21 protein-coding genes and 1 pseudogene are annotated in these 20,507 nt (G+C 60.9%); 9 read left to right on the top strand and 13 right to left on the bottom strand.

The genetic code is table 11. The annotated features are described in order from the left end of the window. Positions 1-154: 154 nt before the first annotated feature. The gene (locus A7D21_RS30680; RefSeq protein ID WP_069553492.1) at positions 155-1,072 is read left to right on the top strand and encodes an AraC family transcriptional regulator; all 918 of its coding nucleotides are present in this window, start codon (positions 155-157) and stop codon (positions 1,070-1,072) included. Here the strand turns inward: A7D21_RS30680 and A7D21_RS30675 are convergent. Further along, positions 1,047-1,553: a GAF domain-containing protein gene (locus tag A7D21_RS30675; RefSeq protein WP_053255833.1), complete on the bottom strand. Its 507-nt coding sequence runs from the start codon at positions 1,551-1,553 to the stop codon at positions 1,047-1,049. The two genes, A7D21_RS30680 and A7D21_RS30675, sit on opposite strands and share 26 nt — an antisense overlap. Positions 1,554-1,603: 50 nt before the next feature. Further along, positions 1,604-3,106, bottom strand: coding sequence for a glycine betaine/L-proline transporter ProP (gene proP / locus A7D21_RS30670; RefSeq protein WP_053255834.1), 1,503 nt, complete (start codon positions 3,104-3,106; stop codon positions 1,604-1,606). A 153-nt stretch (positions 3,107-3,259) separates the two neighbouring features. Between proP and A7D21_RS30665 the strand changes: the two genes are divergently transcribed. Continuing rightward, entirely contained in the window at positions 3,260-3,790 is a 531-nt protein-coding gene (locus A7D21_RS30665; protein WP_053255835.1) for a GNAT family N-acetyltransferase, read from the top strand. A gap of 143 nt (positions 3,791-3,933) precedes the next feature. After that, a complete protein-coding gene (locus tag A7D21_RS30660) occupies positions 3,934-5,337 on the top strand; it encodes an MFS transporter (RefSeq protein ID WP_069553491.1) in 1,404 nt (467 codons plus the stop codon). Positions 5,338-5,375: 38 nt separating this feature from the next. On the opposite strand, the gene A7D21_RS30655 is transcribed toward A7D21_RS30660, so the two are convergent. From A7D21_RS30655 to A7D21_RS30645, 3 genes are all read right to left on the bottom strand, one after another. Then, a complete protein-coding gene (locus A7D21_RS30655) occupies positions 5,376-6,293 on the bottom strand; it encodes a helix-turn-helix domain-containing GNAT family N-acetyltransferase (protein WP_069553490.1) in 918 nt (305 codons plus the stop codon). Positions 6,294-6,361: 68 nt separating this feature from the next. After that, entirely contained in the window at positions 6,362-7,654 is a 1,293-nt protein-coding gene (locus A7D21_RS30650; RefSeq protein ID WP_053255837.1) for a sorbosone dehydrogenase family protein, read from the bottom strand. Continuing rightward, positions 7,651-8,067, bottom strand: coding sequence for a DUF2231 domain-containing protein (locus tag A7D21_RS30645; protein WP_053255838.1), 417 nt, complete (start codon positions 8,065-8,067; stop codon positions 7,651-7,653). Before A7D21_RS30645 ends, A7D21_RS30650 begins: the two co-directional genes overlap by 4 nt. Before the next feature lie 258 nt (positions 8,068-8,325). Here A7D21_RS30645 and A7D21_RS30640 point away from each other — a divergent pair, with 258 nt between their 5' ends. Further along, a complete protein-coding gene (locus tag A7D21_RS30640; protein WP_053255839.1) occupies positions 8,326-8,805 on the top strand; it encodes an ATP-binding protein in 480 nt (159 codons plus the stop codon). Continuing rightward, complete coding sequence (locus tag A7D21_RS30635) at positions 8,802-9,572, top strand: nucleotidyltransferase domain-containing protein (protein WP_069553489.1); 771 nt, start codon at positions 8,802-8,804, stop codon at positions 9,570-9,572. Before A7D21_RS30640 ends, A7D21_RS30635 begins: the two co-directional genes overlap by 4 nt. Positions 9,573-9,647: 75 nt before the next feature. On the opposite strand, the gene A7D21_RS36755 is transcribed toward A7D21_RS30635, so the two are convergent. After that, positions 9,648-10,415 (bottom strand): methyl-accepting chemotaxis protein, encoded by a 768-nt coding sequence (locus A7D21_RS36755; RefSeq protein ID WP_371850842.1) that lies wholly within the window; start codon positions 10,413-10,415, stop codon positions 9,648-9,650. 87 nt (positions 10,416-10,502) lie between these two features. Then, positions 10,503-11,588, bottom strand: a pseudogene (locus A7D21_RS36750) (cache domain-containing protein); the annotation flags it as partial. Between the two features lie 301 nt (positions 11,589-11,889). Here A7D21_RS36750 and A7D21_RS30625 point away from each other — a divergent pair. Next, entirely contained in the window at positions 11,890-12,345 is a 456-nt protein-coding gene (locus A7D21_RS30625; protein WP_069553487.1) for a VOC family protein, read from the top strand. Next, positions 12,338-12,787 (top strand): NUDIX hydrolase, encoded by a 450-nt coding sequence (locus A7D21_RS30620; RefSeq protein WP_069553486.1) that lies wholly within the window; start codon positions 12,338-12,340, stop codon positions 12,785-12,787. The genes A7D21_RS30625 and A7D21_RS30620 overlap by 8 nt, the downstream gene beginning before the upstream one ends. Before the next feature lie 11 nt (positions 12,788-12,798). Here the strand turns inward: A7D21_RS30620 and A7D21_RS30615 are convergent, their stop codons facing one another. From A7D21_RS30615 to A7D21_RS30600, 5 genes are all read right to left on the bottom strand, one after another. Beyond that, positions 12,799-13,866, bottom strand: a complete 1,068-nt coding sequence (locus tag A7D21_RS30615; RefSeq protein ID WP_069553485.1) for an FAD-binding oxidoreductase — start codon at positions 13,864-13,866, stop codon at positions 12,799-12,801. Positions 13,867-13,879: 13 nt separating this feature from the next. Next, complete coding sequence (locus A7D21_RS30610; RefSeq protein WP_053255845.1) at positions 13,880-14,440, bottom strand: cysteine hydrolase family protein; 561 nt, start codon at positions 14,438-14,440, stop codon at positions 13,880-13,882. Between the two features lie 69 nt (positions 14,441-14,509). Continuing rightward, on the bottom strand, positions 14,510-15,823 hold the full coding sequence (locus A7D21_RS30605; protein WP_069553484.1) for an FAD-binding oxidoreductase: 1,314 nt from the start codon (positions 15,821-15,823) through the stop codon (positions 14,510-14,512). Between the two features lie 51 nt (positions 15,824-15,874). After that, positions 15,875-16,030 (bottom strand): hypothetical protein, encoded by a 156-nt coding sequence (locus A7D21_RS35970; RefSeq protein ID WP_167422766.1) that lies wholly within the window; start codon positions 16,028-16,030, stop codon positions 15,875-15,877. Between the two features lie 77 nt (positions 16,031-16,107). Next, the gene (locus tag A7D21_RS30600; RefSeq protein ID WP_053255847.1) at positions 16,108-16,740 is read right to left on the bottom strand and encodes a TetR family transcriptional regulator; all 633 of its coding nucleotides are present in this window, start codon (positions 16,738-16,740) and stop codon (positions 16,108-16,110) included. A 111-nt stretch (positions 16,741-16,851) separates the two neighbouring features. Here A7D21_RS30600 and A7D21_RS30595 point away from each other — a divergent pair, with 111 nt between their 5' ends. Next, the gene (locus tag A7D21_RS30595; protein WP_069553483.1) at positions 16,852-17,508 is read left to right on the top strand and encodes an O-methyltransferase; all 657 of its coding nucleotides are present in this window, start codon (positions 16,852-16,854) and stop codon (positions 17,506-17,508) included. Positions 17,509-17,521: 13 nt separating this feature from the next. Here the strand turns inward: A7D21_RS30595 and A7D21_RS30590 are convergent, their stop codons facing one another. Beyond that, positions 17,522-18,142 carry a LysE family translocator gene (locus A7D21_RS30590; RefSeq protein ID WP_069553482.1) on the bottom strand — a complete coding sequence of 207 codons (621 nt, stop codon included), beginning with the start codon at positions 18,140-18,142 and terminating at the stop codon, positions 17,522-17,524. A gap of 135 nt (positions 18,143-18,277) precedes the next feature. Here A7D21_RS30590 and A7D21_RS30585 point away from each other — a divergent pair, with 135 nt between their 5' ends. Beyond that, positions 18,278-20,476, top strand: coding sequence for an OsmC domain/YcaO domain-containing protein (locus tag A7D21_RS30585; RefSeq protein ID WP_053255850.1), 2,199 nt, complete (start codon positions 18,278-18,280; stop codon positions 20,474-20,476). Positions 20,477-20,507: the final 31 nt, after the last annotated feature.

The raw sequence follows: 20,507 nt of genomic DNA, 5'->3' as shown, positions 1-20,507 counted from the left end.
GAGGAGGTTGGTGCACTCATTTTCCCGCTGGGGGTGGGGCTTCTGTAGTGCGTTCCACTGGATTACTTGCCTGATCCTCTGAGTCTTGCCACCTGCCGAGGACGCTCAGGTGCGACCCGAGGTAAAGTTCACTGAAGACCGGACAGAGCCCGTTATGAACATCACTCCATCGCCCCTGGACGCGCTGATCCAGGCCATTGGTTCGCGGGTTTCAACGCCCGGCGACTACCCCATGCCCATTCCCGGCCTGGGTTTTTATCGGCGTGAGCAGCCGGCGACGCCGGTGGTGTGCATGGTCGAGCCCTGCGTCGTGTTGGTCGCTCAGGGCGAGAAGCAGCTGTGGGTCGGTGGCGAGGGTTACCCGTACGACCCGTCGCGATTTCTGCTGACCTCGCTGGACATTCCCGCCAATTCAGAGGTGCTCGCCGCCAGCCCAGGGAAACCTTGCCTGGGGCTGACCTTCAAGCTGGACCTGCGCATCCTGGCCGAGTTGATCGCCCAGAGTGAGGTGCCGCCGACCCGTCAACGGGCGGTGATGAAAGGGGTTGGCATCGGCACTGTCACCGAAGGCATGCTGGCGGCGTTTGCACGCCTGGTTGCGTTGCTGGATGAGCCTGAGGCGATAGCGGTGCTCGCGCCCTTGATTCAGCGCGAGATCCACTACCGGCTGTTGCAGAGCGATCAAGCCGGTCGACTGCGCCAGATCTGCGCCGTGGACGGGCAGGGCTATCGGATTGCCAAGGCGATCGATTGGCTGAAGCTCAATTACGACGCGCCGTTGCGCGTGGAGGATTTGGCGGCACGCGTGCAAATGAGCGCAGCGACCTTTCACCATCACTTTCGCCAGCTGACGGCGATGAGCCCGTTGCAGTATCAGAAGTGGTTACGCCTGAACGAGGCGCGGCGCTTGATGTTGAATGAGCATCAGGATGTCTCCAGCGCCGCGTTCAAGGTCGGTTATGAAAGCCCGTCACAGTTCAGTCGCGAGTACAGCCGACTGTTCGGTGCGCCGCCCAAGCGTGACATGGCCACGCTGCGCGGCAAAATCACTGATCAGCCGCGGTCAAATTAGCGAAGAAAATACAGCCAATCAGCCGCGCAAACAGGCTGAGCGTTTCCGGCAGGTTGGGGTCGTCGAATAGCATCGACTGCGAATCCAGCGCACACAGCGCGCCGAACAGCCGGCCGTCGGGCAGGAAGATCGGCGCGCCGGCGTAGCTCTCGATGGCGTATTGCTTGACCACCGGGCGCGTGGCAAAGCGTCCATTCTGGCTGACTTTGGGGATGAACAGGGCTTGCGGGTTGATGCAGAACTCACTGCACAAGGTGGTTTCCAGGTCGAGTACGTCATCGACATGAATGCCCATGTGCAGCGGGTCATGGGCCGCACACACCACCCATTCCAGGTCGGTGAATTTGGCGATCCCGGCGAAGCGCATGCCGGTCAGGCGGGTGACCAGTTGCAGAATGCTGGTGGTGGCTTCGATTTCGGCGATGGCCGCGCGTTCAGCGGCGCTGAGTAACGAGTGTGCTGCGGTGACGCTTGGAATCATGCTGAGCACTCCAATGGCGTGGTGGCGCGAGCCACCACGCACGGTCCGGTTTAGTTAATGCGCGGATGCTGCTGCACCAGGTTCTGGCGCTTGGCTTCGAGTGCGGCAATTTCGGCGTCGATGTCTTCGATCTTCTGCTCGATATTATCGTGGTGCTCTTGCAGTATCTCCTTGGCTTCTTCCATGTCCGAGGCTGCCGGCGCCGCGCCGCGCAACGGCTTGTTGGCGGTTTCCTTCATGGTCAGGCCGGTGATCAGGCCGACCACGGCAAACACCATCAGGTAGTAAGCCGGCATGAACAGGTCGTTGGTGCTCTCCACCAGCCAGGCCACTGCGGTCGGGGTCAGGCCGGCGATCAATACCGAAACGTTGAACGCACTCGCCAATGCACTGTAGCGCAGGTGAGTGGGAAACATCGCCGGCAGGGTCGAGGCCATGACGCCGATGTAGAAGTTCAGCACCACGGCCAGGATCAGCAAGCCGGCGAAGATCAAGCCGATCTTGCCGCTGGTAATCAGCATGAACGCCGGGATGGCCAGCAACAGCAGGCCGATGCTGCCGGCGATGATGAAGGGCTTGCGGCCGATCTTGTCGCTGACAAAACCAATGAACGGTTGCACGAAGAGCATGCCGACCATGATCGCGATGATGATCAGTACGCCGCTGTTTTCTTTGTAATGCAGGTTATGCGAGAGGTAGCTCGGCATATACGTGAGCAGCATGTAATACGTCACGTTGGTGGCCGCGACGATACCGATGCAGGTCAGCAGGCTGCGCCAGTGCTGGGTGGCGACTTCTTTGAACGATACTTTGGGGCCATGTGTCAGGCCTTCGCGGTCGCCTTGTTCAAGTTTGTCCATGTGCTGCTGGAAGGCCGGGGTTTCTTCCAGTGCATGACGCAGGTACAGGCCGATCATGCCCAGGGGCAGGGCGAGGAAGAACGGCAGACGCCAGCCCCAGGCCTCGAAATCGGCTTCACCGACTATCGTCGAGATCAGCACAACCACACCGGCGCCGAGCACAAAGCCTGCGATGGAGCCGAAGTCCAGCCAGCTGCCGAGGAATCCGCGTTTACGGTCCGGCGCGTATTCGGCGACAAAGATCGAGGCACCGGTGTACTCACCGCCCACCGAGAAACCCTGGGCCATTTTGCACAGCAACAACAGGATCGGCGCCCAGATGCCAATCGACGCGTAACTCGGAATCAGGCCGATGGCGAAGGTGCTCAGGGACATGATCACAATGGTGGCGGCGAGCACTTTCTGCCGTCCGTATTTATCGCCCAGGGCGCCGAAGAACAGGCCGCCCAGGGGGCGAATCAGGAAGGGCACGGAGAAGGTGCCCAAGGCCGCGATCATTTGTACGCTGGGCGATGCGTCCGGGAAGAACACCTTGCCGAGCACATAGGCGACAAAGCCGTAGACGCCGAAGTCGAACCACTCCATGGCGTTGCCCAGTGCGGCGGCGGTGATCGCCTTGCGCACCTTGGCATCGTCGACAATCGTGATGTCTTTTAATCCAATCGGTTTGACGCTTTTCTTACGTAATTTCATGCGGGCCACTCTAAAACTGAACAGGGGAGGTGCCATCGTTGCAATGGCACCGCTCTGTCAGTTCAGATACAAGTCGACACCAAATAATTCACCACTCATTGCGTTTTTTTGCAGATGCATTGAACTTCATGCTTCAAACCAGGAATTATCAGAATGCCCGACAGCGCCCCGAGGCTGGTCTACCGTCAACCATTGCCGAGCGACGTGCAGCGATTGTTCGCGATCTTCGGCGATCCGCAGACCAACCTGTTCAATCCCGCCGGCCCTATGGCCAGCCTTGAGGATGCCCAGCGCTTACTCAACCACTGGCTGCAACAGTGGGCCGCCGAGGGGTACGGCTGGTGGGCGATTGCGCGCATCGAAGCACCGCACCACCTGATTGGCTTTGGCGGTGTAGCGCCGCTCCATTACCTGACCGAGCGGCGCATCAACCTCGGTTATCGTTTTGCCGTCGAGGCCTGGGGGCAGGGCTACGCCACCGAACTGGGGCGTGATGCGCTGGTGCTGGCGTTCGAAACCCTGAATTTTCCCGCGGTGTTCGGGCTGGTGCGACCGGATCACGCAGCCTCGATTCGGGTGCTGGAGAAGCTCGGGCTGAAGCCTTTCGGCCTGCTTGATGACGTACCGGGCAAAGCGCCGAGCCGGGTGTTTCGTATTTGTCATCCTACAACCGTGCCTGGTTGAGTCTCTGCGTATACGCCTGATGCCTCAATAAACCGCAATCTTTCAGATTGACAGCGCGTAGGGAGCCCGCTATAAAAGTTGTAGTTGTACGACGACATATGACACTGCGTATGTCCTATCTAACAAAAATAAAAAGTGATGCCATGAATTTGAATGAGCCCCTCAACGCCCATCGCGTCGGCCAGGCCGTCGGCAACTATCGCTGGACCATCTGCGCGATGTTGTTCTTTGCCACCACCGTCAACTACCTCGACCGCCAGGTGCTTAGCCTGTTGGCACCGCAACTGTCGACGCAATTTGGCTGGAGCAATACCGATTACGCCAACATCGCGGCGGTGTTCCAGTTTGTCTATGCGATTTCCATGCTGTTTGCCGGACGGTTTGTCGACAAAATCGGCACCAAGGCGGCCTACGTGGTGGCGATTGCCATTTGGTCCACCGGCGCGATCATGCATGCGTTTTCGGTGCCGATGGGCCAGGGGATCGCGGCGCTCAGCGGCGCAATCGGCCTGGCGGTGATTCCGGTGTCGATTGCCGGCTTTATGCTGTCTCGCGCCATATTGGCAATTGGCGAGGCGGACAACTTCCCCATCGCGATCAAGGCCACCGCTGAATACTTCCCCAAGAAAGAACGCTCGCTGGCCACCGGTATCTTCAACTCCGGCGCTAACGTCGGCGCAATCCTGGCGCCGATCTGCGTGCCGTTGATTGCCGGCCTGTGGGGCTGGGAAGCCGCGTTTATCGTGATTGGCATGTTGGGGTTTGTCTGGGTGGCGGTGTGGTCGGCGCTTTATCAGAAGCCGGAGCAGCAAAAACGCTTGTCGGCGGCAGAACTGGCCTATATCCGTAGCGACCAGACGGTGCAACCGTTCACCCCGGAGCCTGCGGGGGCCACGGCGAAAAAAGTCTCCTGGTTCAAATTGCTCACTTACCGCCAGACCTGGGCGTTCGCCTTCGGCAAGTTCATGACGGACGGCGTGTGGTGGTTCTTCCTGTTCTGGCTGCCCACCTACCTGGCGGCGCAGTACGGCATGAAAGGCGCGGATATCGTGATGCCGCTCGCCGTGCTGTACAGCATGACCATGGTCGGCAGTATCGGCGGTGGTTGGTTCCCCAGCTACTTTATGGCCCGTGGCGATGCGCCGTATGACGGCCGCATGAAAGCCATGCTGGTGATTGCGCTGTTCCCGTTGGTGGTGCTGCTGGCGCAACCGTTCGGTTACCTCGGCTTCTGGGTGCCGGTGCTGCTGATCGGCGTTGGCGCCTCGGCGCACCAGGCGTGGTCGTGCAACATCTTCACCACCGTGTCGGATATGTTCCCGCAAAAAACCGTGGCCTCCGTGGTCGGTATCGGCGGCATGGCGGGTGGCTTGGGCGGTGTGGTGATGACCAAGATCGGTGGCTGGGTGTTCGACTACTACAAGTCGATCAACGACATTCACACCGGCTACATGATCATGTTTGCGATCTGTGCGCTGGCGTACCTGGTGGCGTGGAGCGTGATGAAAGCGCTGGTGCCACGCCACAAGGAAATCACCGATCTGTAAGCGCTGCCTTCCCGCGCCGGTGACGGCGCGGGAAGGCATTACAGGTCACGGGCCCAGGTTTCGCTGATCAATGCCTTGCCGAAACTCACCGTGGGCTCTTCTTCCTCCAAGGTAAATCCGGCTTTCTGATAGAGCTTGCGTGCGTCGATCAGGGTGTTAACCGTCCACAGCATCATGCGTTGGTAACCGGCGTGGCGGGCAAAACGCAGGCATTCGTCGACCAGACGCTGACCAATGCCCATGCCCCGCGCACTGGCATCCACGTAGAGCATGCGCAGCTTGGCCGTGGTCGCGTCATGACGCACCACGAACACCGAGCCGACCACGTCGCCGTCTTTTTCCGCGATCCAGCAGCGCTCGGAGGCCGGGTCAAACTCGCGCAGATACTTGGCGACGATCTCCGCCACCAAGGCTTCAAATTCCCAATTCCAGTTGTACTCGCGGGCATACAGTGCGGATTGTTGCTGCACCACCAGGCCCATGTCGCCCGGTTGCGGGTCGCGCAGCAAATAGCTTGGCGCGCTGCCTTGCAGCAGTGACTGGATGCGTTGCATGGCACCGGTGAGTTGGCGTTGTTGTTGCTCGGGCAAGGCTTCGAGTAACGCGATGACTTCCTGCTGGGTTTTCTGCTCCAGCGGCGCCAGCACCGTTCGGCCGAGGTCGCTTAAGTGCAGTTGCACCGCGCGCGCATCGGTGACGGAGCGGACCTTCTGGATCAGGCCTTGCTTTTCGAACCCGCTGATCAGCCGACTCAGGTAGCCCGGGTCCAGACCCAGCATCTGGCACAGGTCGGCACTGGTCAGGTCACCACGGGAGGACAGCTCGTACATCACGCGGATTTCGGTGAGCGAGTAGTCGCTTTGCAGCAGGTGTTCCTGCAGCACGCCGATCTGGTGGGTGTAAAAACGGTTGAAACCGCGAATGATCGCGGCGCGTTCTACAAGGGGCGTGGCCATGAGGATGCTCGGTTGGTTGCCTGGGGCAATTATATTGTTGCCTCAGGCAACCAAGTCAAAGCCTTTGTTCAGCGGTTGCGCGTCACCCGCCAAACGGTATTGGCCAAGTCATCCGCGATGATCAACGCGCCTTTGGGGTCTACCGTGACGCCCACGGGGCGCCCGCGTGTTTTGCCGTCATCACCACGGAAACCGGTGGCGAAATCGATGGGCTCACCGGCTGGTTTGCCATTGCTGAACGGCACGAAAATCACCTTGTAGCCCACCGGGTTTTCGCGGTTCCAGCTGCCGTGCTCGCCAACAAATACACCTTCGGCGAATTTCTCACCCATTTCTGCCATCGAGAAATCCACCCCAAGTGCCGCAACGTGGGAACCCAGGCTGTAATCCGGCTTGATCGCGGCGGCGACTTTCGCCGGGTTCTGCGGTTGTGCGCGTGGGTCGACGTTCTGGCCCCAGTAGCTGTAGGGCCAGCCGTAGAAGGCGCCCTCACGCACCGAGGTCAGGTAGTCCGGCACGAGGTCCGGGCCGAGTTCATCGCGTTCGTTGACCACCGTCCATAATTGCCCGGAACCCGGCTGAATGGTCAGCGCGGTCGGGTTGCGGATGCCGGTGGCGTAGGGCTTGTGTGCGCCTGTCGCTGCGTCGATCTGCCAGATCATCGCCCGGTCGATTTCCACTTCCATGCCACGCTCGGTGATGTTGCTGTTGGAGCCAATGCCCACATAGAGCTGGCGCCCGTCAGCACTCACCGCCAGGGATTTGGTCCAGTGGTGGTTGATCTGCGCCGGCAGGTCGGTGATTGTGGTGGGCGGGCCACTTGCCTTGGTCTGGCCGTCGGCATAGTCGAAGCGCACCAGCGCGTCCTGGTTGGCAACGTAGAGTTTGCCGTCGGCGAAGGCCAGGCCGTAGGGCGCGTTGAGGTTATCGGCGAACACCGTCTTCAGTTCGTAAGTACCGTCACCATCGGCATCGCGCAGCAGGGTCAGGCGGTTGCCACCCTTGACCTTGGTGTTGCCCTGGGCCTTGATCACGCTGGCGATCACATCCTTGGGCTTGAGCTTGGCCGCGCTGCCGCCACGGCCTTCGGCGACGAGAATGTCGCCGTTGGGCAATACCAGGGTTTGCCGCGGGATGGCCAGGTCAGTGGCAATGGCGGTGACGCTGTAGCCTTCGGGCACTGTGGGTTTTTGCGTGCCCCACGGCGTGGGCTCGGCGATTTTCATGCTCGGTAACAGGCTGCTTTGCTGTTCCGGCAATTTAGGATCGGGGCCACGGGCCTGGGTCTTGTCGCCTTCGCCGCCACAGGCGGTCAATAACAGGGCAGCGCTGAGTAAGGTCAGTGTGTGGGCGGTTTTCATTTGGCGGCTCCTGTGCGCAGTCCGGTCCAGGTCGCGGCAATCGTCAGCACGGTGACGACCACCGATAACACCAGGCCGGTCGGCATGGCGGCGTAGGCGTCCTTGGCATGCTGGAACGCATTGACCAGGCCCAGTACCCATGTCGCCAATAGCAGCAGGGCATACACCACCGGTTGACCCGACTTGCGCTCGGCACGCACCAGATTGACCAGCGCAAACAACAGTGCGAGCCCGCAGAACACCAGCGCACCGGCGATCAGCCAGGAGGCAAAGTTGGCCCATTGAATCTGGTAGGTCTGGGTGTAGGTGATGTCGCTGAGCAGGGCGCCCAGAAACAACGGCACGGTGCCGGCCAGCAGGGTCGCGTGCAGCGGTCCCGGGATTGAGTGGCGGTAGACGGGAAGGGTAGTCATGGTGAGGGCGGCTCCTTGTTGTACAACGCCCCTGGGGTCGGGGCAGCGCATAGGAAAGGAGCCTCGCGTTCGTCAGATAGTTCAGGGTATTTCGTGTCCAAATATTATGAGCACACGGTTCAGGCGCAGTCCCCGCGTGTGATTCCACCCAGGCCATCAGCAACCCAACCTGGCACCGCTGGCACTTTATGCGCACTGGTGAGGTCGCTCAGGCCGAAAAAATGCCATGCTTGCGTGCCAGACATAAGGAACCGACGCATGCCCACCCTGCATCTGCTTTGCGGCAAGATCGCCTCCGGAAAATCCACCCTGGCTACAACCCTTGCTGCCGAGCACGCGGCCATCGTCCTCAGCGAGGACCACTGGCTTGCACAGCTTTACCCCGGCGAGATCCGCGCGATTACCGATTACGTAAGCCGTGCCCAGCGCGTTCGCGCAGTACTCGGCCCGTTGGTGATTAACCTGTTGCAGGCCGGGGTCAATGTGGTGCTGGATGTTCCCGCCAATACACTGGCCAATCGCGAATGGCTGCTGGGCCTGGCACAGGCGGCGCAGGTGCCCCATCGCCTGCATTACCTCGAACTGGATGACGCCACCTGCCGTGCTCGCCTGCATGCGCGCAATGCCCGGGGCGAGCATGATTTTGCCGCCACCGATGCCGAGTTTGATCTGATCACCCGCCACTTCTGTGCGCCGAGTGAGGCGGAAGGCTTGCTGATTGAGGTGCATCGCCCATGAGTACGGTGACCGGTGTTGATGCCCAGGGCTTTGTGCAAACCGTTGGCGATGCGGCCCTTCAGCCTGAATTCCAGCCCGTGCTGACGGATGTGTGTGCGACCCTTTCGCAGGCCGGGTTGGGGCTGGAGGCGATTTTTGTGTATGGCAGTGTGGCCAGGGGCAACGCCCGCCCGGGTGAGTCGGACCTTGACCTCACGCTGGTAGCCGGCGAGCGGCCGGATGCGCAGGTGCTTGAGTCGTTGGAAGCGCTGCGCCAGGTGCTGGAACAGCGACATCCGATCGTCAGCAAAATCGACTTCGACCTGGGGTATCGCGCCGAAGTGCTGGCGCCTGAGAACACCAACCAATGGGGCTTCTGGCTCAAGCATCATTGCCGTTGTGTGTGGGGCGATGACCTCTCTGTGCAGTTCGAACGATTCAGGCCTTCGCGGGAAATTGCCCTGGCCTTGAATGCTGACTTCGAACCCGTGTTGAGCACTTATCTTGCGCGCATCACGCGCGCCGCGACTGAGGCAGAGCGTCTTCGCTTGCAGCGAGAGGCGGCACGCCGGGTGATTCGGGCCACTCACACGTTGCGCGCCGATGACGCCTCAGGCTGGCCGCATACCCTGGAAGAACATGTTGCGTTGTTCGTGCAACATTACCCGAGCATGCGCATCCAGATCGCGTATTTCCTGTTTGAGGCGCGCAACCCCAGTGCCGAGCGCGAAGCGTTTACCACGCGCCTGCAAGCCTTGGTCACCTGGATGGTTTCACAGCAGGCTTAGGTCGCTTGGTGGGCGTGCAACGCCCTGTTCGATGCGCCACGCCGATGATCGTCCTTGATCAACGGGTGCATGACGTCAGGACTTGAACCGCCCCACCAAGCCATTCAACTCTTCCGACAGTTTGGCCAACTGCCCCGAATCATCCTGGGCGGAATTGGCCAGGCTTTCCACCAGCCGCGCCTCGTCATAAATCTGCTGGATATGCCGGTTGATTTCCTCGGCGACGCTGTGTTGTTCCTCGGCGGCGGCGGAAATCTGCAGGTTCTGGTCGCGGATTTCATTCACCGACAACTGGATGCCCTCAAAACTGTCCCGCGCGTTTTCGATGGACGACACACTGGCCCGCGACAGGTCCATGCAGCTGTTCATCTTCTGCGTGACTTCCTCGGTCTTGCTGCCGAGGGTGCCGAGCAGTTGTTCGATTTCGCCGGTGGAGTCGGAGGTGCGCTTGGCCAGCGCCCGCACTTCATCCGCCACCACGGCGAACCCACGGCCTTGATCGCCGGCCCGGGCGGCTTCGATGGCGGCGTTGAGCGCCAGCAGGTTGGTCTGTTCGGCGATCGCGCGAATGGTGCCGAGGATCTGGTTGATGCTGCGGCTGCCGGCTTCCAGTTCGACCATGGCCTGGGACGACTCGGTCAACCGCCGGCCCAGGCGATTAACGTTGTCGGTGGTGACTTCGATTTGCTGCTTGCCCTCGGCCACGCGGCGATGGCCGTTCTCGGCCGATTCCGCCGCACCGCTGCACGAACGCGCCACTTCGTTGGCGGTGGCGACCATCTCGTTGAAGGCCGTGGACACCAACTCCACCGCCTCACGCTGACGCCCGGCGGCTTCGTTCATGTTGTGCGCCACTTGGCTATTGACCCGTGACGCGTCCTGCAAGTTGGTGGAGGACGCACCGATGTGCTGGATCAGCTGACGGATCGCGGTGAGAAACTTGTTGAACCAGCCGGCCAGCTCGGCGGTTTCATCCTTGCCTTGTACGTGCAGCTCATGGCGCAAGTCGCCTTCACCCTCGGCGATGGACTGCAAGCCGGTACTGACCTGGCCGATCGGTTTAACGATCACCTTGGAAAACGCCGCGGCGATCAAGCCGAAAATCAGCACCAGTACCGCCACGATCACCGTGGTCAGGTAGGTCATGCGCGTGGCGGTGGCCATCACTTCGTTGTATTCGATCAACCCGACATACCGCCAGCCGAGGCCGGGCGAGGTCCATACGTTGGCCATATAGCGCACGCCATCGATCACCACTTCGGTCGAGCCCTGGGGCGTGTCCGCCAACTGCGCATAGGGCACGCCGAGGTCTTTGAGCGGCTTGAAGTTGTGCGCGGCGTTACGCGGGTCGACCAGCACCACGCCATCCTCGATCAACATCACGTAGCCGCTCTCGCCGAGCTTGATGCTTTTGAGCAATTCGGTGAGGTTTTTTAATGACACGCTGACCACGAACACGCCTTTGGCTTTGCCGGCAGCGTCGAGAAGCGCCCGCGCAGTACCGACCAGCGCCACGTCATCTTTGTCGTAATAGTAAGCGGGCGTACGCACGGTCTTGCCGGGGGAGGCCATCGCGGCCTTGTACCACGGGCGGGCGCGCGGGTCGTACTTGGCCAGCTGTGGGTCGTCGGGCCATTTGGCATAGGTGCCGTCTTCCAGGCCAATCGACAGAATTGCCGCCGACGGGTGCGTGGCGCCGAACCGGGCAAACTGGTCGATCACCTGTTGCGCCTGCGCCGGCATCGGTTGGCTGGCAGCATTGGCCGGTTGGTAATCCTTCAGCGTGTTCACGGAAGTGTATACAGGATCAGCGGACATTTGATCGACGTTCTGCATCGTGCCATCGAAAAACTGGCGGATGTTGCCATCGATCTGGCGTATTTCGCGGGTGCTGCCATCAATGAACTGCTCAACGGCCTCGGTCCGTGTGTTCACCACAGAGATCACTGCAACCACGCTGACGGGGATAAAAGCAACGGATACAAACGCGAGCACCAGCTTATTTTTTATTTTCATCGAGACGACCATCAGCGGGGAGGGCGGCCAAATCGTCGACTCGCGGGCGAGGTACGGCGATTTGCTATCACTGTTGTTTCGGCGCGTGCCCGGAAAATCTTTAGCGATATTTTGTGCACAACAAAAATTGTTTTTGTTGTGTAAGTTCACTAGGTCATTCAGCGCGGTTTCGCTGTGCTGGAGCGCAACAGAGGCGGCCCGTAACAGCGGTTATCAACGCCAGGCTCATGTAAGCTCGGCGTGCAAGCGCCGGCAGGAAGATTGCCCAGCGACTGCGTTAACCCGCAATGGAAGCAGGTCCATGATGAAGAGAAATAAACTGGTCCCGGAGTTGATGGTGACCGATCTGAACAAGAGCCTGGCGTTCTGGGTCACGTACCTGGGGTTCAAGGTTGCCTATCAACGTCTGGAAGACGGCTTCGCCTATCTCGACCTGGATGGCGCCCAGGTGATGCTTGAGCAGGTCGACCCCCAGGCCAATCAATGGCTGACCGCTGCGTTGGATCGCCCGTTTGGGCGCGGTATCAACTTGCAGATTGATGTCACGGCGGTACGCCCGGTGATTCAACGGCTTGAGACCGCTGGCTATGCGTTGTTCAAGGCCAGCCAGGACGTGTGGTACCGGGCGGGCGAGGTCGAAGTGGGGCAGCGCGAGTTTCTGGTGCAGGACCCGGACGGCTATTTGGTCAGGCTGGTGGAGCGGCTTGGCGAGCGCGCATGTCAGGTTGTTGAAGCCGGAACTGCAGCCCATGCGTGAGCGAAAAGCCGCTCGGCTGCTGGTTATCAGCCCTTCGCGAAAGGTGCTTCTTTTCAGGTTCGTGCATAAAGAGGGGGCGCTGGCCGGCAGAAATTACTGGGCGACACCCGGCGGCGGCGTTGAAGCGGGAGAGACCTTCCAGGCGGCTGCACTCCGCGAGTTGCGTGAAGAGACCGGCATTGTGGTCAGCGCTGTGCAAGCGCCGGTGGCAGACCGCCGGTTTTCGCTGATGTTACCCAGTGGCGAAACCGTGTTAGCCATTGAGCAGTATTTTGTTGTTCATGCGCAAAACGAAGTCCTTTCCCGAGACGAATGGACGGTGCAAGAAGCCCAGGTCATGGCGGATCATCACTGGTGGTCCGCTGACGAGTTGCAATCGACGACGGATACGCTATGGCCGGAGGCACTGATCGACATGCTGGTGAACGCAGGCGTGTTCTGAGCGTTGGGCGCTCAGAAGAATCGGCCCGGCTGACAGGGCAGCAGCAGGTCGCAGGCCGCGTCGCCCATGATCTGCTCACTGGCCAGGCGGCCGACAACGGCCGCGAGCGCCACGCCGGGGTGCATGGTGCACACGTACGCACCGCCGATGGAGGGCAGGTAGCCGATCACCGGCAAGCCATCCACCGCGATGGGCCTGAGCCCGACACAGGCGGTGTGGGGTTCGAGTGAGCCGACTCCCTCAAGTTCGCTGTGAATCGCCTCAGCCGTACGCCGCGCGATGGCCAGCGGCTGATTGTGCAGCCCATCGCCCAGGTAGTCCTCCGCCGCCAGCAACCCGCCATCGGCGCTTTGTCGCACCTCCATCACGGCGTTGGAGATAAGGGTGTGCACGCAGCCGGGCGTTGCCGCGTAACGAATGAATACAGACGGCGACGCCTGGATGGGTACGGGCAGCCCGAGCAAACCCGTCAGTGCCTGGATGGCCGTTCCGGCAGCCAGGACGACCACGTCAACCTCCAGCATGCCTGTTGAGGTGTCGACGCCGGTGACCTGGTCGTTCAGCGTTCTGAAACCGCGCACACGCGTTTGCGTGAGCACCTTCGCGCCATGGGCCCTGGCGCCTGCGATCAATACGTGGGTGGCTTGCACAGCGTCCAGCGCGCCTTCTTCGGCTTTGAACAAGGCGTGCTCGGGTGGGTGCCTCAAGGTCGGCTCAAGCTCGGCAACCCGTGCGCGAGGCACCTGTGTTGCCCGCGAGGCGTGAGCGCTGGCCGGCAATGCTTCATCGGAGCCCGCGCCGTAGCATAAAGCGCCGGTCCAGTGTATGTGCAGGTCAGGTAGCTCACGTTCCAGGCGCCGAAACTCGCTGATGGCGGCACGGCGCAAGGGCGCAATCGGGTCGGGCGCGCTGTGTGAAGTGTTGATCCAGGCAAAGGACGTCGCGGTCACACCGCAAGCGATTTCACCGGCTTCCACCACGGTAACATTCGCCCCTTTGGTTGCCAGGTGATACGCCAATGATGCGCCGACCATGCCGGCGCCAATGACGACGATTCGCTTGCCAGCACCCTTACTCATCGGCCTCTCCGGGTTAACTACGGGCCAACAGATCGCCTGTCTCTACAACCGTGGCGTAATCCATCGCCAGGTTACTCAGCGACAGCGCATGCACGTCCTCGGCGGGCCAAAGGCGGCCGGACAAGTCGGTTTGATCAAACGTGTAGCAGGCATCCGCCGCGACTATCACCTCAAAGCCCAGGTTGCCGCCGGAGCGTGCCGTAGACTCGACAGAATTATTGGTGATCACCCCAACGACCACCAATTGTTTAATCGCACGGACCTGCAGCCAGCGCTCCAGGCCTGTGGCCGTGAACGCATCCGGAACGTTTTTTTCCAGCACGTGCTCCTGCTTGAGCGGTGCGAGTGCGGGCTGGAATTCACAACCCGGCTGGCCGGGCCAAAAGACCGAACCCGGCGAGCGAGACATATGCCGGACATGCACGATGGGGCGTTGCGCCTGCCGCCACGCGTGCAGCAGCTGCTGAATCTGCAACTCGGCCTGCGGATTGTTGCGTCGCCCCAGCTTGGGATCGCGCATGCCCTGTTGCATGTCGATGATGATCAGCGCGGCGTTGCTGTCTAACGGTTCCATGGCGCATTCCTGGGCTGGCGAGGAGCGAAACATAGCAGCGATTGCCGGTGCGATGGAATGCGCCGTGTGTCAGCGCAGCTTTTCCAGCATCTGGTAGTACCACATGCCCACCGCCAGCATCGGGTTGCCGAACACATCGCCCAGCGGCACCTTGATGTGCTTGCACCCGGCAAAGGTGTCGAACGCTGACAGCGTGCCGGTCAGCGCTTCAGCCATGATCTCGCCCATGATGTGGCTGGTGGCGATGCCGTGTCCGGAGTAGCCCTGGCAGTACCAGACGTTGTCGGAGAGTTTGCCCAACTGCGGGATGCGGTTCATCACAATGCCCATCGCGCAGCTCCACTGGAACTCGATGGCCACGCCTTTGAGTGCCGGGAACGTGCGCTCGATGCACGGGCGCAACTCGGCTGCGATGTCGCGTGAGTCTCGCCCGGAATAATGGGCGCCGCCCCCGAACAGCAGCCGCCCATCACCCGTAAGGCGGTAGTAATCGAGGACGAACCGACAATCGTACACCGCCAAATCCTGCGGGTTGATCTGCTGTGCCAGTTCGCCCAGTGGCGCCGTGGTGACAATCCCGCCCATCGCCGGGAATATCTTGCCTTTGAGTTGCCTGGGTTCCAGTCGGTGGTACACATCGCCGGCCAGCAGCACTTGGCGTGCGTCGATCCGGCCGTGTGCCGTCAGCACGGCGGGGCGCTCGCCATGCACGATTTGCAGTACCTCGGAGTTCTCGAAAATCAACGCGCCGAGGCTGTGTGCCGCGCGTGCTTCGCCCAGGCACAGATTGAGTGGGTGCAGGTGCAGGTTGCGCGTGTTTTTCAGCGCGCCCAGGTACAGCGTGCTGTTCAGGTGCTGCCGCACCGCCGTCTGATCGAGCAGGCTGACGTGCTCGCCCATGCCGCGCCGTTGTGCTTCAGCGTGAAAGGCGCGCAGTTCGGTCAGGTGCGAGGGTTTCATCGCCGCATGCAGGTGACCGTGCTTGAGGTCGCAGGCAATCGCGTATCTGTTGACCCGCTGCTCGATGATTTCATGGCCGCGCCAGCGCAGGTGCCAGATGAAATCGTCGACCTCATCGCCCAGGCGCTTGCGCATTTGTGCGCGCATGGCTTCGTCACCCGACAGGCTGCCGGTGACTTGCCCGCCATTGCGGCCACTGGCGCCCCAGCCGATACGGTGGGTGTCGACAATCGCCACTTTGAGCCCGCGCTCGGCGAGTTCCACCGCGCTGGCGACACCGGTGAAGCCGCCGCCGATAATCACCACGTCGACGCTGACCTGGCCTTGCAAGGTCGGGTATTGAGTGGTGTCGTTGAGGCTGGCGGTGTAATACGAGGCATTGCGCTGGGCAGCGCAGATGACGGGGCGCATGGCTGCGGTCATGGGGGTGATCCTTCTGATAAATGAATGCCGGCGAGGCGTATTCGACTTGAATCAGAGGCGGGTGTCGGGCGGGCGCGCATGGCGGCAATGCCACAGCGCCCAGAAGGCCAGGATGATATGGACCAGAGGGTTTTCGCAGGGGCGCGCCTGCACCTTCGGGAAGGAAGGCAGCAGGTGACCACGGATCAAGCGCAGGAGCGAAATCATGGGCACCGATGCTCCCATCGTGTATCGGTGCGATCAATCGTCGTTTGTGAACCTTCAGTTATAAATGGGTTAAACAATCAGGGTGGATTGAGCGACTTCACGTAGGCGCAAAACATCGCCGCCATGCCGTCGGCGTAAACCTCAATCTCGGCGGCGCTGCGTGGGCTGCCGGAAAATTCCTTACCCACGCAAGTGAGGGTGCCGAGGATCAGCTCGCACGCCAGTGCGCGGCTGGCCGGTGGTGCGTCGGGCAGCAATTGCAGCATGAAGTCTTCAAAGGCGCGCTGGCCGGCTGCACGCACTTGCGCGGCTTCGGGCGCGTCGCGGTACAGCGGCGCGGCGTCATTCAGCGCCACGCGCATCAGCGCTTCCTCGCACTCCGAATGGATAAAGGCATGCACCAGGGTGCGCAGGCGCGTCAGCGCTGGCACCTCGGTTTCATCGAGAATGTCGCGCAGCATCTGTGTGGTCTGCTGCCACTCATCACTCTGCAGCCGGAACAGGATTGCGGCCTTGTTGGGGAAGTATTGGTACACCGAACCGACACTCACACCGGCCTTTTCCGCCACCCGTGCGGTGGTGAAACGGGAGGCACCTTCCTTGGCCAAAACCTGAATAGCCGCTTCAAGGATCGCCGCTACCAGCTCGGTGGAGCGCGCCTGTTGTGGCTGTTTGCGTGAGGAAATACGCGGTGTCTGGCGGGTTGTCATGCTGGGCTCCGGCAGCGGGGCGAACGCGAATAGCGAAGGCGATGAATCACTCGCATACTTTTAATGCGACGAATTAATCGCATTCTAGTCCCGACCACACGGAAATCCATCATGACCACCCTGACTACTGCGCCCTTGGCGCCCTTGATCGAACGCCTCTACCAACAAGCGGGCGCTGCCACCAGCCCGAGCCTGAACGGCGTCAGCGACGAAGAGCGCGACCGCCTGATGCACAGCAAAACCGACTACGTGGCGCTCTACACGATGCTTAAGGATTTGTGGCTGCCGGTTTCCCGCGACACCGGCAGCCTGCTCTACCTGCTCGCGCGCAGCACCCAAGCAAAGGCTATCGTCGAGTTCGGCACGTCGTTCGGCCTGTCCACGTTGTTCCTGGCCGCCGCCCTGCGTGACAACGGCGGTGGAGTGTTGATCGGCAGCGAGTTCGAGCCGTCGAAGATTGCCCTGGCCCGTGAGCATTTCATCGCAGGCGGCGTGAGTGATCTGATCGAAATCCGAGAAGGGGATGCGCTGGTCACGTTGGCCACGCACCTGCCGGAAGTGGTCGACCTGCTGCTGCTCGACGGTGCCAAGGCGCTGTATGGCGAGGTGCTGAACTGCGTGGAAAAACACTTGCGGCCCGGTGCGCTGGTGGTGGCTGACAACACCAACTACTGCCCGGAATACCTGGCCCATGTGCGCTCGCCGCAGAACGGCTACCTGTCGGTGCCGTTTGCCGATGACATCGAGCTGTCGATCCGCCTGTGCTGACGGCCCGCCGCGTTCAGCGTTTGCTGAACGCCAAGCGCGCGGCAAACAACACAAAGACCATGCCAGTGGTGCGGTCCAGCCACTGGATGACGTTCTCCCGACGCAGCAAACCCGACAGGGGACGGGTGGCCGCAATCAACGCCAGCGACCACGCCAGGCCGAGCACCACGTGAATGCTCACCAGACCGAAGGTCCAGGCAATCAACGCATGCCCTTGGGGGATGAATTGCGGCAGGAACGACACGTAGAAAATCCCCACCTTGGGGTTCAACACATTGCCCAGCATGCCCTTCAGAAACCAGCTGCCACCGGGCTTGCCGTCGGCCTCGGCGGGTGACAGTGAACGGCGCGGGCGCAGCAGCATGTTCAACCCCAGCCACGCCAGGTACGCCGCGCCGCAATACTTGAGCAGGTTGTACGCCAGCTCCGACACCGCGATCAACGCGCCCAGCCCAAAGGCCACGGCCGCGCCCCACAACAAACAGCCGGCGTTGATGCCCAGCGTGGCATGCAGCGCCTGGCGTTTGCCTTCGACCGTAGCGGTGCGTAATACCAATGCGGTATCAAGCCCGGGTGTCAGTGTGAGCACGGTGGCGGCGAAGGTGAAGGCGAGGAGGTTATCGGCGATGGACATGGGCGAATGTCTTTAATCAGAGGTGGATGGACGTTAGCACCGATCGGCAGGCAATTCTGAAAACCCTGAGACTTCCCGCTGAAAATCCTCATAATAGCGGCCAATTTGTTTAGCTCGTTATTCTGGTGTGCCCGCATGGAAATTAAGGTCAACTTTCTCGACAACCTTCGGCTTGAAGCCAAGTTCGATGACTTCACGGTGATTGCCGACCAGCCGATCCGCTACAAAGGCGACGGTTCGGCCCCGGGTCCGTTCGATTACTTCCTGGCTTCGTCGGCGTTGTGTGCGGCGTACTTTGTGAAGCTGTACTGCGAAACGCGCAATATCCCCACGGACAATATTCGGCTGTCGCAAAACAACATCGTTGATCCGGAAAACCGCTACAACCAGATCTTCAAAATTCAGGTCGAGTTGCCGGCGGACATCTCCGACAAGGATCGCCAGGGCATCCTGCGTTCCATCGACCGTTGCACGGTAAAGAAAGTCGTGCAGGCCGGGCCGGAATTTGTCATCGAAGAGGTGGAAAACCTCGACGCCGATGCCCAGGCGCTGTTGATGCCCGGCTCGACCTCCGACGCAGGCACCTACATCGCGGGCAAGGACCTGCCGCTGGAGCAGACCATCGCCAATATGTCCGGCATCCTGGCTGGCCTGGGCATGAAAATTGAAATCGCCTCGTGGCGCAACATCGTGCCTAACGTGTGGTCGCTGCATATCCGCGATGCGCACTCGCCGATGTGCTTTACCAACGGCAAGGGCGCGACCAAGGAAGGCGCACTGGCGTCGGCGTTGGGCGAGTTTATCGAGCGGCTCAATTGCAACTTCTTCTACAACGATCAGTTCTGGGGTGAAGAACTGGCCAACGCGCCGTTCGTGCATTACCCGGATGAGCGCTGGTTCCAGCCGGGCCGTAACGATGAGCTGCCAACGGAGATCCTCGACGCCTACTGCCTGAAGATCTACAACCGCGACGGCGAACTGCGTGGCTCGCACCTGTTCGACACCAACTCCGGCAACGAAGCGCGTGGCATTGTCTCGCTGCCGTTTGTACGTCAGTCCGATGGCGAGGTGGTGTACTTCCCGTCCAACCTGATCGAAAACCTCTACCTCAGCAACGGCATGAGCGCGGGCAATACCCTGGCCGAAGCCCAGGTGCAGTGCCTGTCGGAAATTTTCGAACGCGCGGTAAAACGCGAAATCATCGAAGGCGAATTCGCGCTGCCGGACGTGCCTGCCGAGGTACTGGCCAAGTACCCGGGAATTCTGGCCGGCATTCAAGGCCTGGAAGCCCAGGGCTTCCCGGTATTGGTCAAGGACGCGTCCCTGGGCGGTGAATTCCCGGTGATGTGCGTGACCCTGATGAACCCGCGCACCGGCGGCGTATTCGCTTCGTTTGGCGCGCACCCGAGCCTGGAAGTGGCGCTGGAGCGCAGCCTCACCGAATTGCTCCAGGGGCGCAGTTTCGAAGGCTTGAACGACTTGCCGCAACCGACCTTTGAAGGCCACGCGGTCACTGAGCCGAACAACTTCGTCGAGCACTTTATCGACTCCAGCGGTGTGGTGTCGTGGCGCTTCTTCAGTGCCCAATCCGATTACGCGTTCGTCGAGTGGGACTTCTCGGGCCAGGGTGAGAACTCGAATGCCGAAGAAGCTGCGACCCTGTTCGGTATTCTCGAAGGTATGGGCAAAGAATCCTACATGGCCGTGTACGAGCACCTTGGCGCTACCGCCTGCCGTATTCTGGTGCCGGACTACTCGGAAATTTACCCGGTGGACGACCTGATCTGGGACAACACCAACAAGGCGCTGTTTTTCCGCGCCGACATCCTCAACCTGCACAGCCTGGACGATGACGAACTCAAGGCATTGGTCGAGCGCCTGGTGGAAAGCGAGCTGGACGACTACACCGACATCACCACCCTGATCGGCATCGAGTTCGACGACAACACTGCATGGGGTCAACTGACCATCCTGGAGTTGAAGCTGCTGATCTACCTCGCCTTGCAGCAGTATGAAGAGGCCAAAGAGTGCGTGGAAATGTTCCTGCAGTACAACGACAACACTGCCGATCGCGGCCTGTTCTACCAGGCAGTGAATGCGGTGCTGGAGATGCACCTGGACGAGGACCTGGTGCTGGCAGACTACGAAGCCAACTTCCGCCGCATGTTTGGTAACGAGCGGATGGACGCGGTAATCGGCTCGGTGAATGGCACGGTGCGCTTCCATGGCTTGACGCCGACCAGCCTGAAGCTGGAAGGGCTGGACCGGCATTTGCGCTTAATCGAGAGCTACAAAAAACTGCACGCCGCACGCGCCACCATCACCTCGGCCTGACGCTAAACCAACGGTGGGAGCGGGGCTTGCC

This window comes from Pseudomonas sp. AP19, assembly GCF_001728855.1.
In the GTDB taxonomy this organism is placed as follows: Bacteria; Pseudomonadota; Gammaproteobacteria; order Pseudomonadales; family Pseudomonadaceae; genus Aquipseudomonas; species Aquipseudomonas fluorescens.
This window is presented reverse-complemented; position numbering and strand designations above follow the sequence as displayed.

Excerpts from the sequence above, each read along its gene's own strand:
- A7D21_RS30680 (WP_069553492.1), top strand. The coding sequence starts at position 155 with ATGAACATCACTCCATCGCCCCTGGACGCGCTGATCCAGGCCATTGGT.
- A7D21_RS30675 (WP_053255833.1), bottom strand. The coding sequence starts at position 1,553 with ATGATTCCAAGCGTCACCGCAGCACACTCGTTACTCAGCGCCGCTGAA.
- proP (WP_053255834.1), bottom strand. The coding sequence starts at position 3,106 with ATGAAATTACGTAAGAAAAGCGTCAAACCGATTGGATTAAAAGACATC.
- A7D21_RS30665 (WP_053255835.1), top strand. The coding sequence starts at position 3,260 with ATGCCCGACAGCGCCCCGAGGCTGGTCTACCGTCAACCATTGCCGAGC.
- A7D21_RS30660 (WP_069553491.1), top strand. The coding sequence starts at position 3,934 with ATGAATTTGAATGAGCCCCTCAACGCCCATCGCGTCGGCCAGGCCGTC.
- A7D21_RS30655 (WP_069553490.1), bottom strand. The coding sequence starts at position 6,293 with ATGGCCACGCCCCTTGTAGAACGCGCCGCGATCATTCGCGGTTTCAAC.
- A7D21_RS30650 (WP_053255837.1), bottom strand. The coding sequence starts at position 7,654 with ATGAAAACCGCCCACACACTGACCTTACTCAGCGCTGCCCTGTTATTG.
- A7D21_RS30645 (WP_053255838.1), bottom strand. The coding sequence starts at position 8,067 with ATGACTACCCTTCCCGTCTACCGCCACTCAATCCCGGGACCGCTGCAC.
- A7D21_RS30640 (WP_053255839.1), top strand. The coding sequence starts at position 8,326 with ATGCCCACCCTGCATCTGCTTTGCGGCAAGATCGCCTCCGGAAAATCC.
- A7D21_RS30635 (WP_069553489.1), top strand. The coding sequence starts at position 8,802 with ATGAGTACGGTGACCGGTGTTGATGCCCAGGGCTTTGTGCAAACCGTT.
- A7D21_RS36755 (WP_371850842.1), bottom strand. The coding sequence starts at position 10,415 with ATGAACGAAGCCGCCGGGCGTCAGCGTGAGGCGGTGGAGTTGGTGTCC.
- A7D21_RS30625 (WP_069553487.1), top strand. The coding sequence starts at position 11,890 with ATGATGAAGAGAAATAAACTGGTCCCGGAGTTGATGGTGACCGATCTG.
- A7D21_RS30620 (WP_069553486.1), top strand. The coding sequence starts at position 12,338 with ATGCGTGAGCGAAAAGCCGCTCGGCTGCTGGTTATCAGCCCTTCGCGA.
- A7D21_RS30615 (WP_069553485.1), bottom strand. The coding sequence starts at position 13,866 with ATGAGTAAGGGTGCTGGCAAGCGAATCGTCGTCATTGGCGCCGGCATG.
- A7D21_RS30610 (WP_053255845.1), bottom strand. The coding sequence starts at position 14,440 with ATGGAACCGTTAGACAGCAACGCCGCGCTGATCATCATCGACATGCAA.
- A7D21_RS30605 (WP_069553484.1), bottom strand. The coding sequence starts at position 15,823 with ATGACCGCAGCCATGCGCCCCGTCATCTGCGCTGCCCAGCGCAATGCC.
- A7D21_RS35970 (WP_167422766.1), bottom strand. The coding sequence starts at position 16,030 with ATGATTTCGCTCCTGCGCTTGATCCGTGGTCACCTGCTGCCTTCCTTC.
- A7D21_RS30600 (WP_053255847.1), bottom strand. The coding sequence starts at position 16,740 with ATGACAACCCGCCAGACACCGCGTATTTCCTCACGCAAACAGCCACAA.
- A7D21_RS30595 (WP_069553483.1), top strand. The coding sequence starts at position 16,852 with ATGACCACCCTGACTACTGCGCCCTTGGCGCCCTTGATCGAACGCCTC.
- A7D21_RS30590 (WP_069553482.1), bottom strand. The coding sequence starts at position 18,142 with ATGTCCATCGCCGATAACCTCCTCGCCTTCACCTTCGCCGCCACCGTG.
- A7D21_RS30585 (WP_053255850.1), top strand. The coding sequence starts at position 18,278 with ATGGAAATTAAGGTCAACTTTCTCGACAACCTTCGGCTTGAAGCCAAG.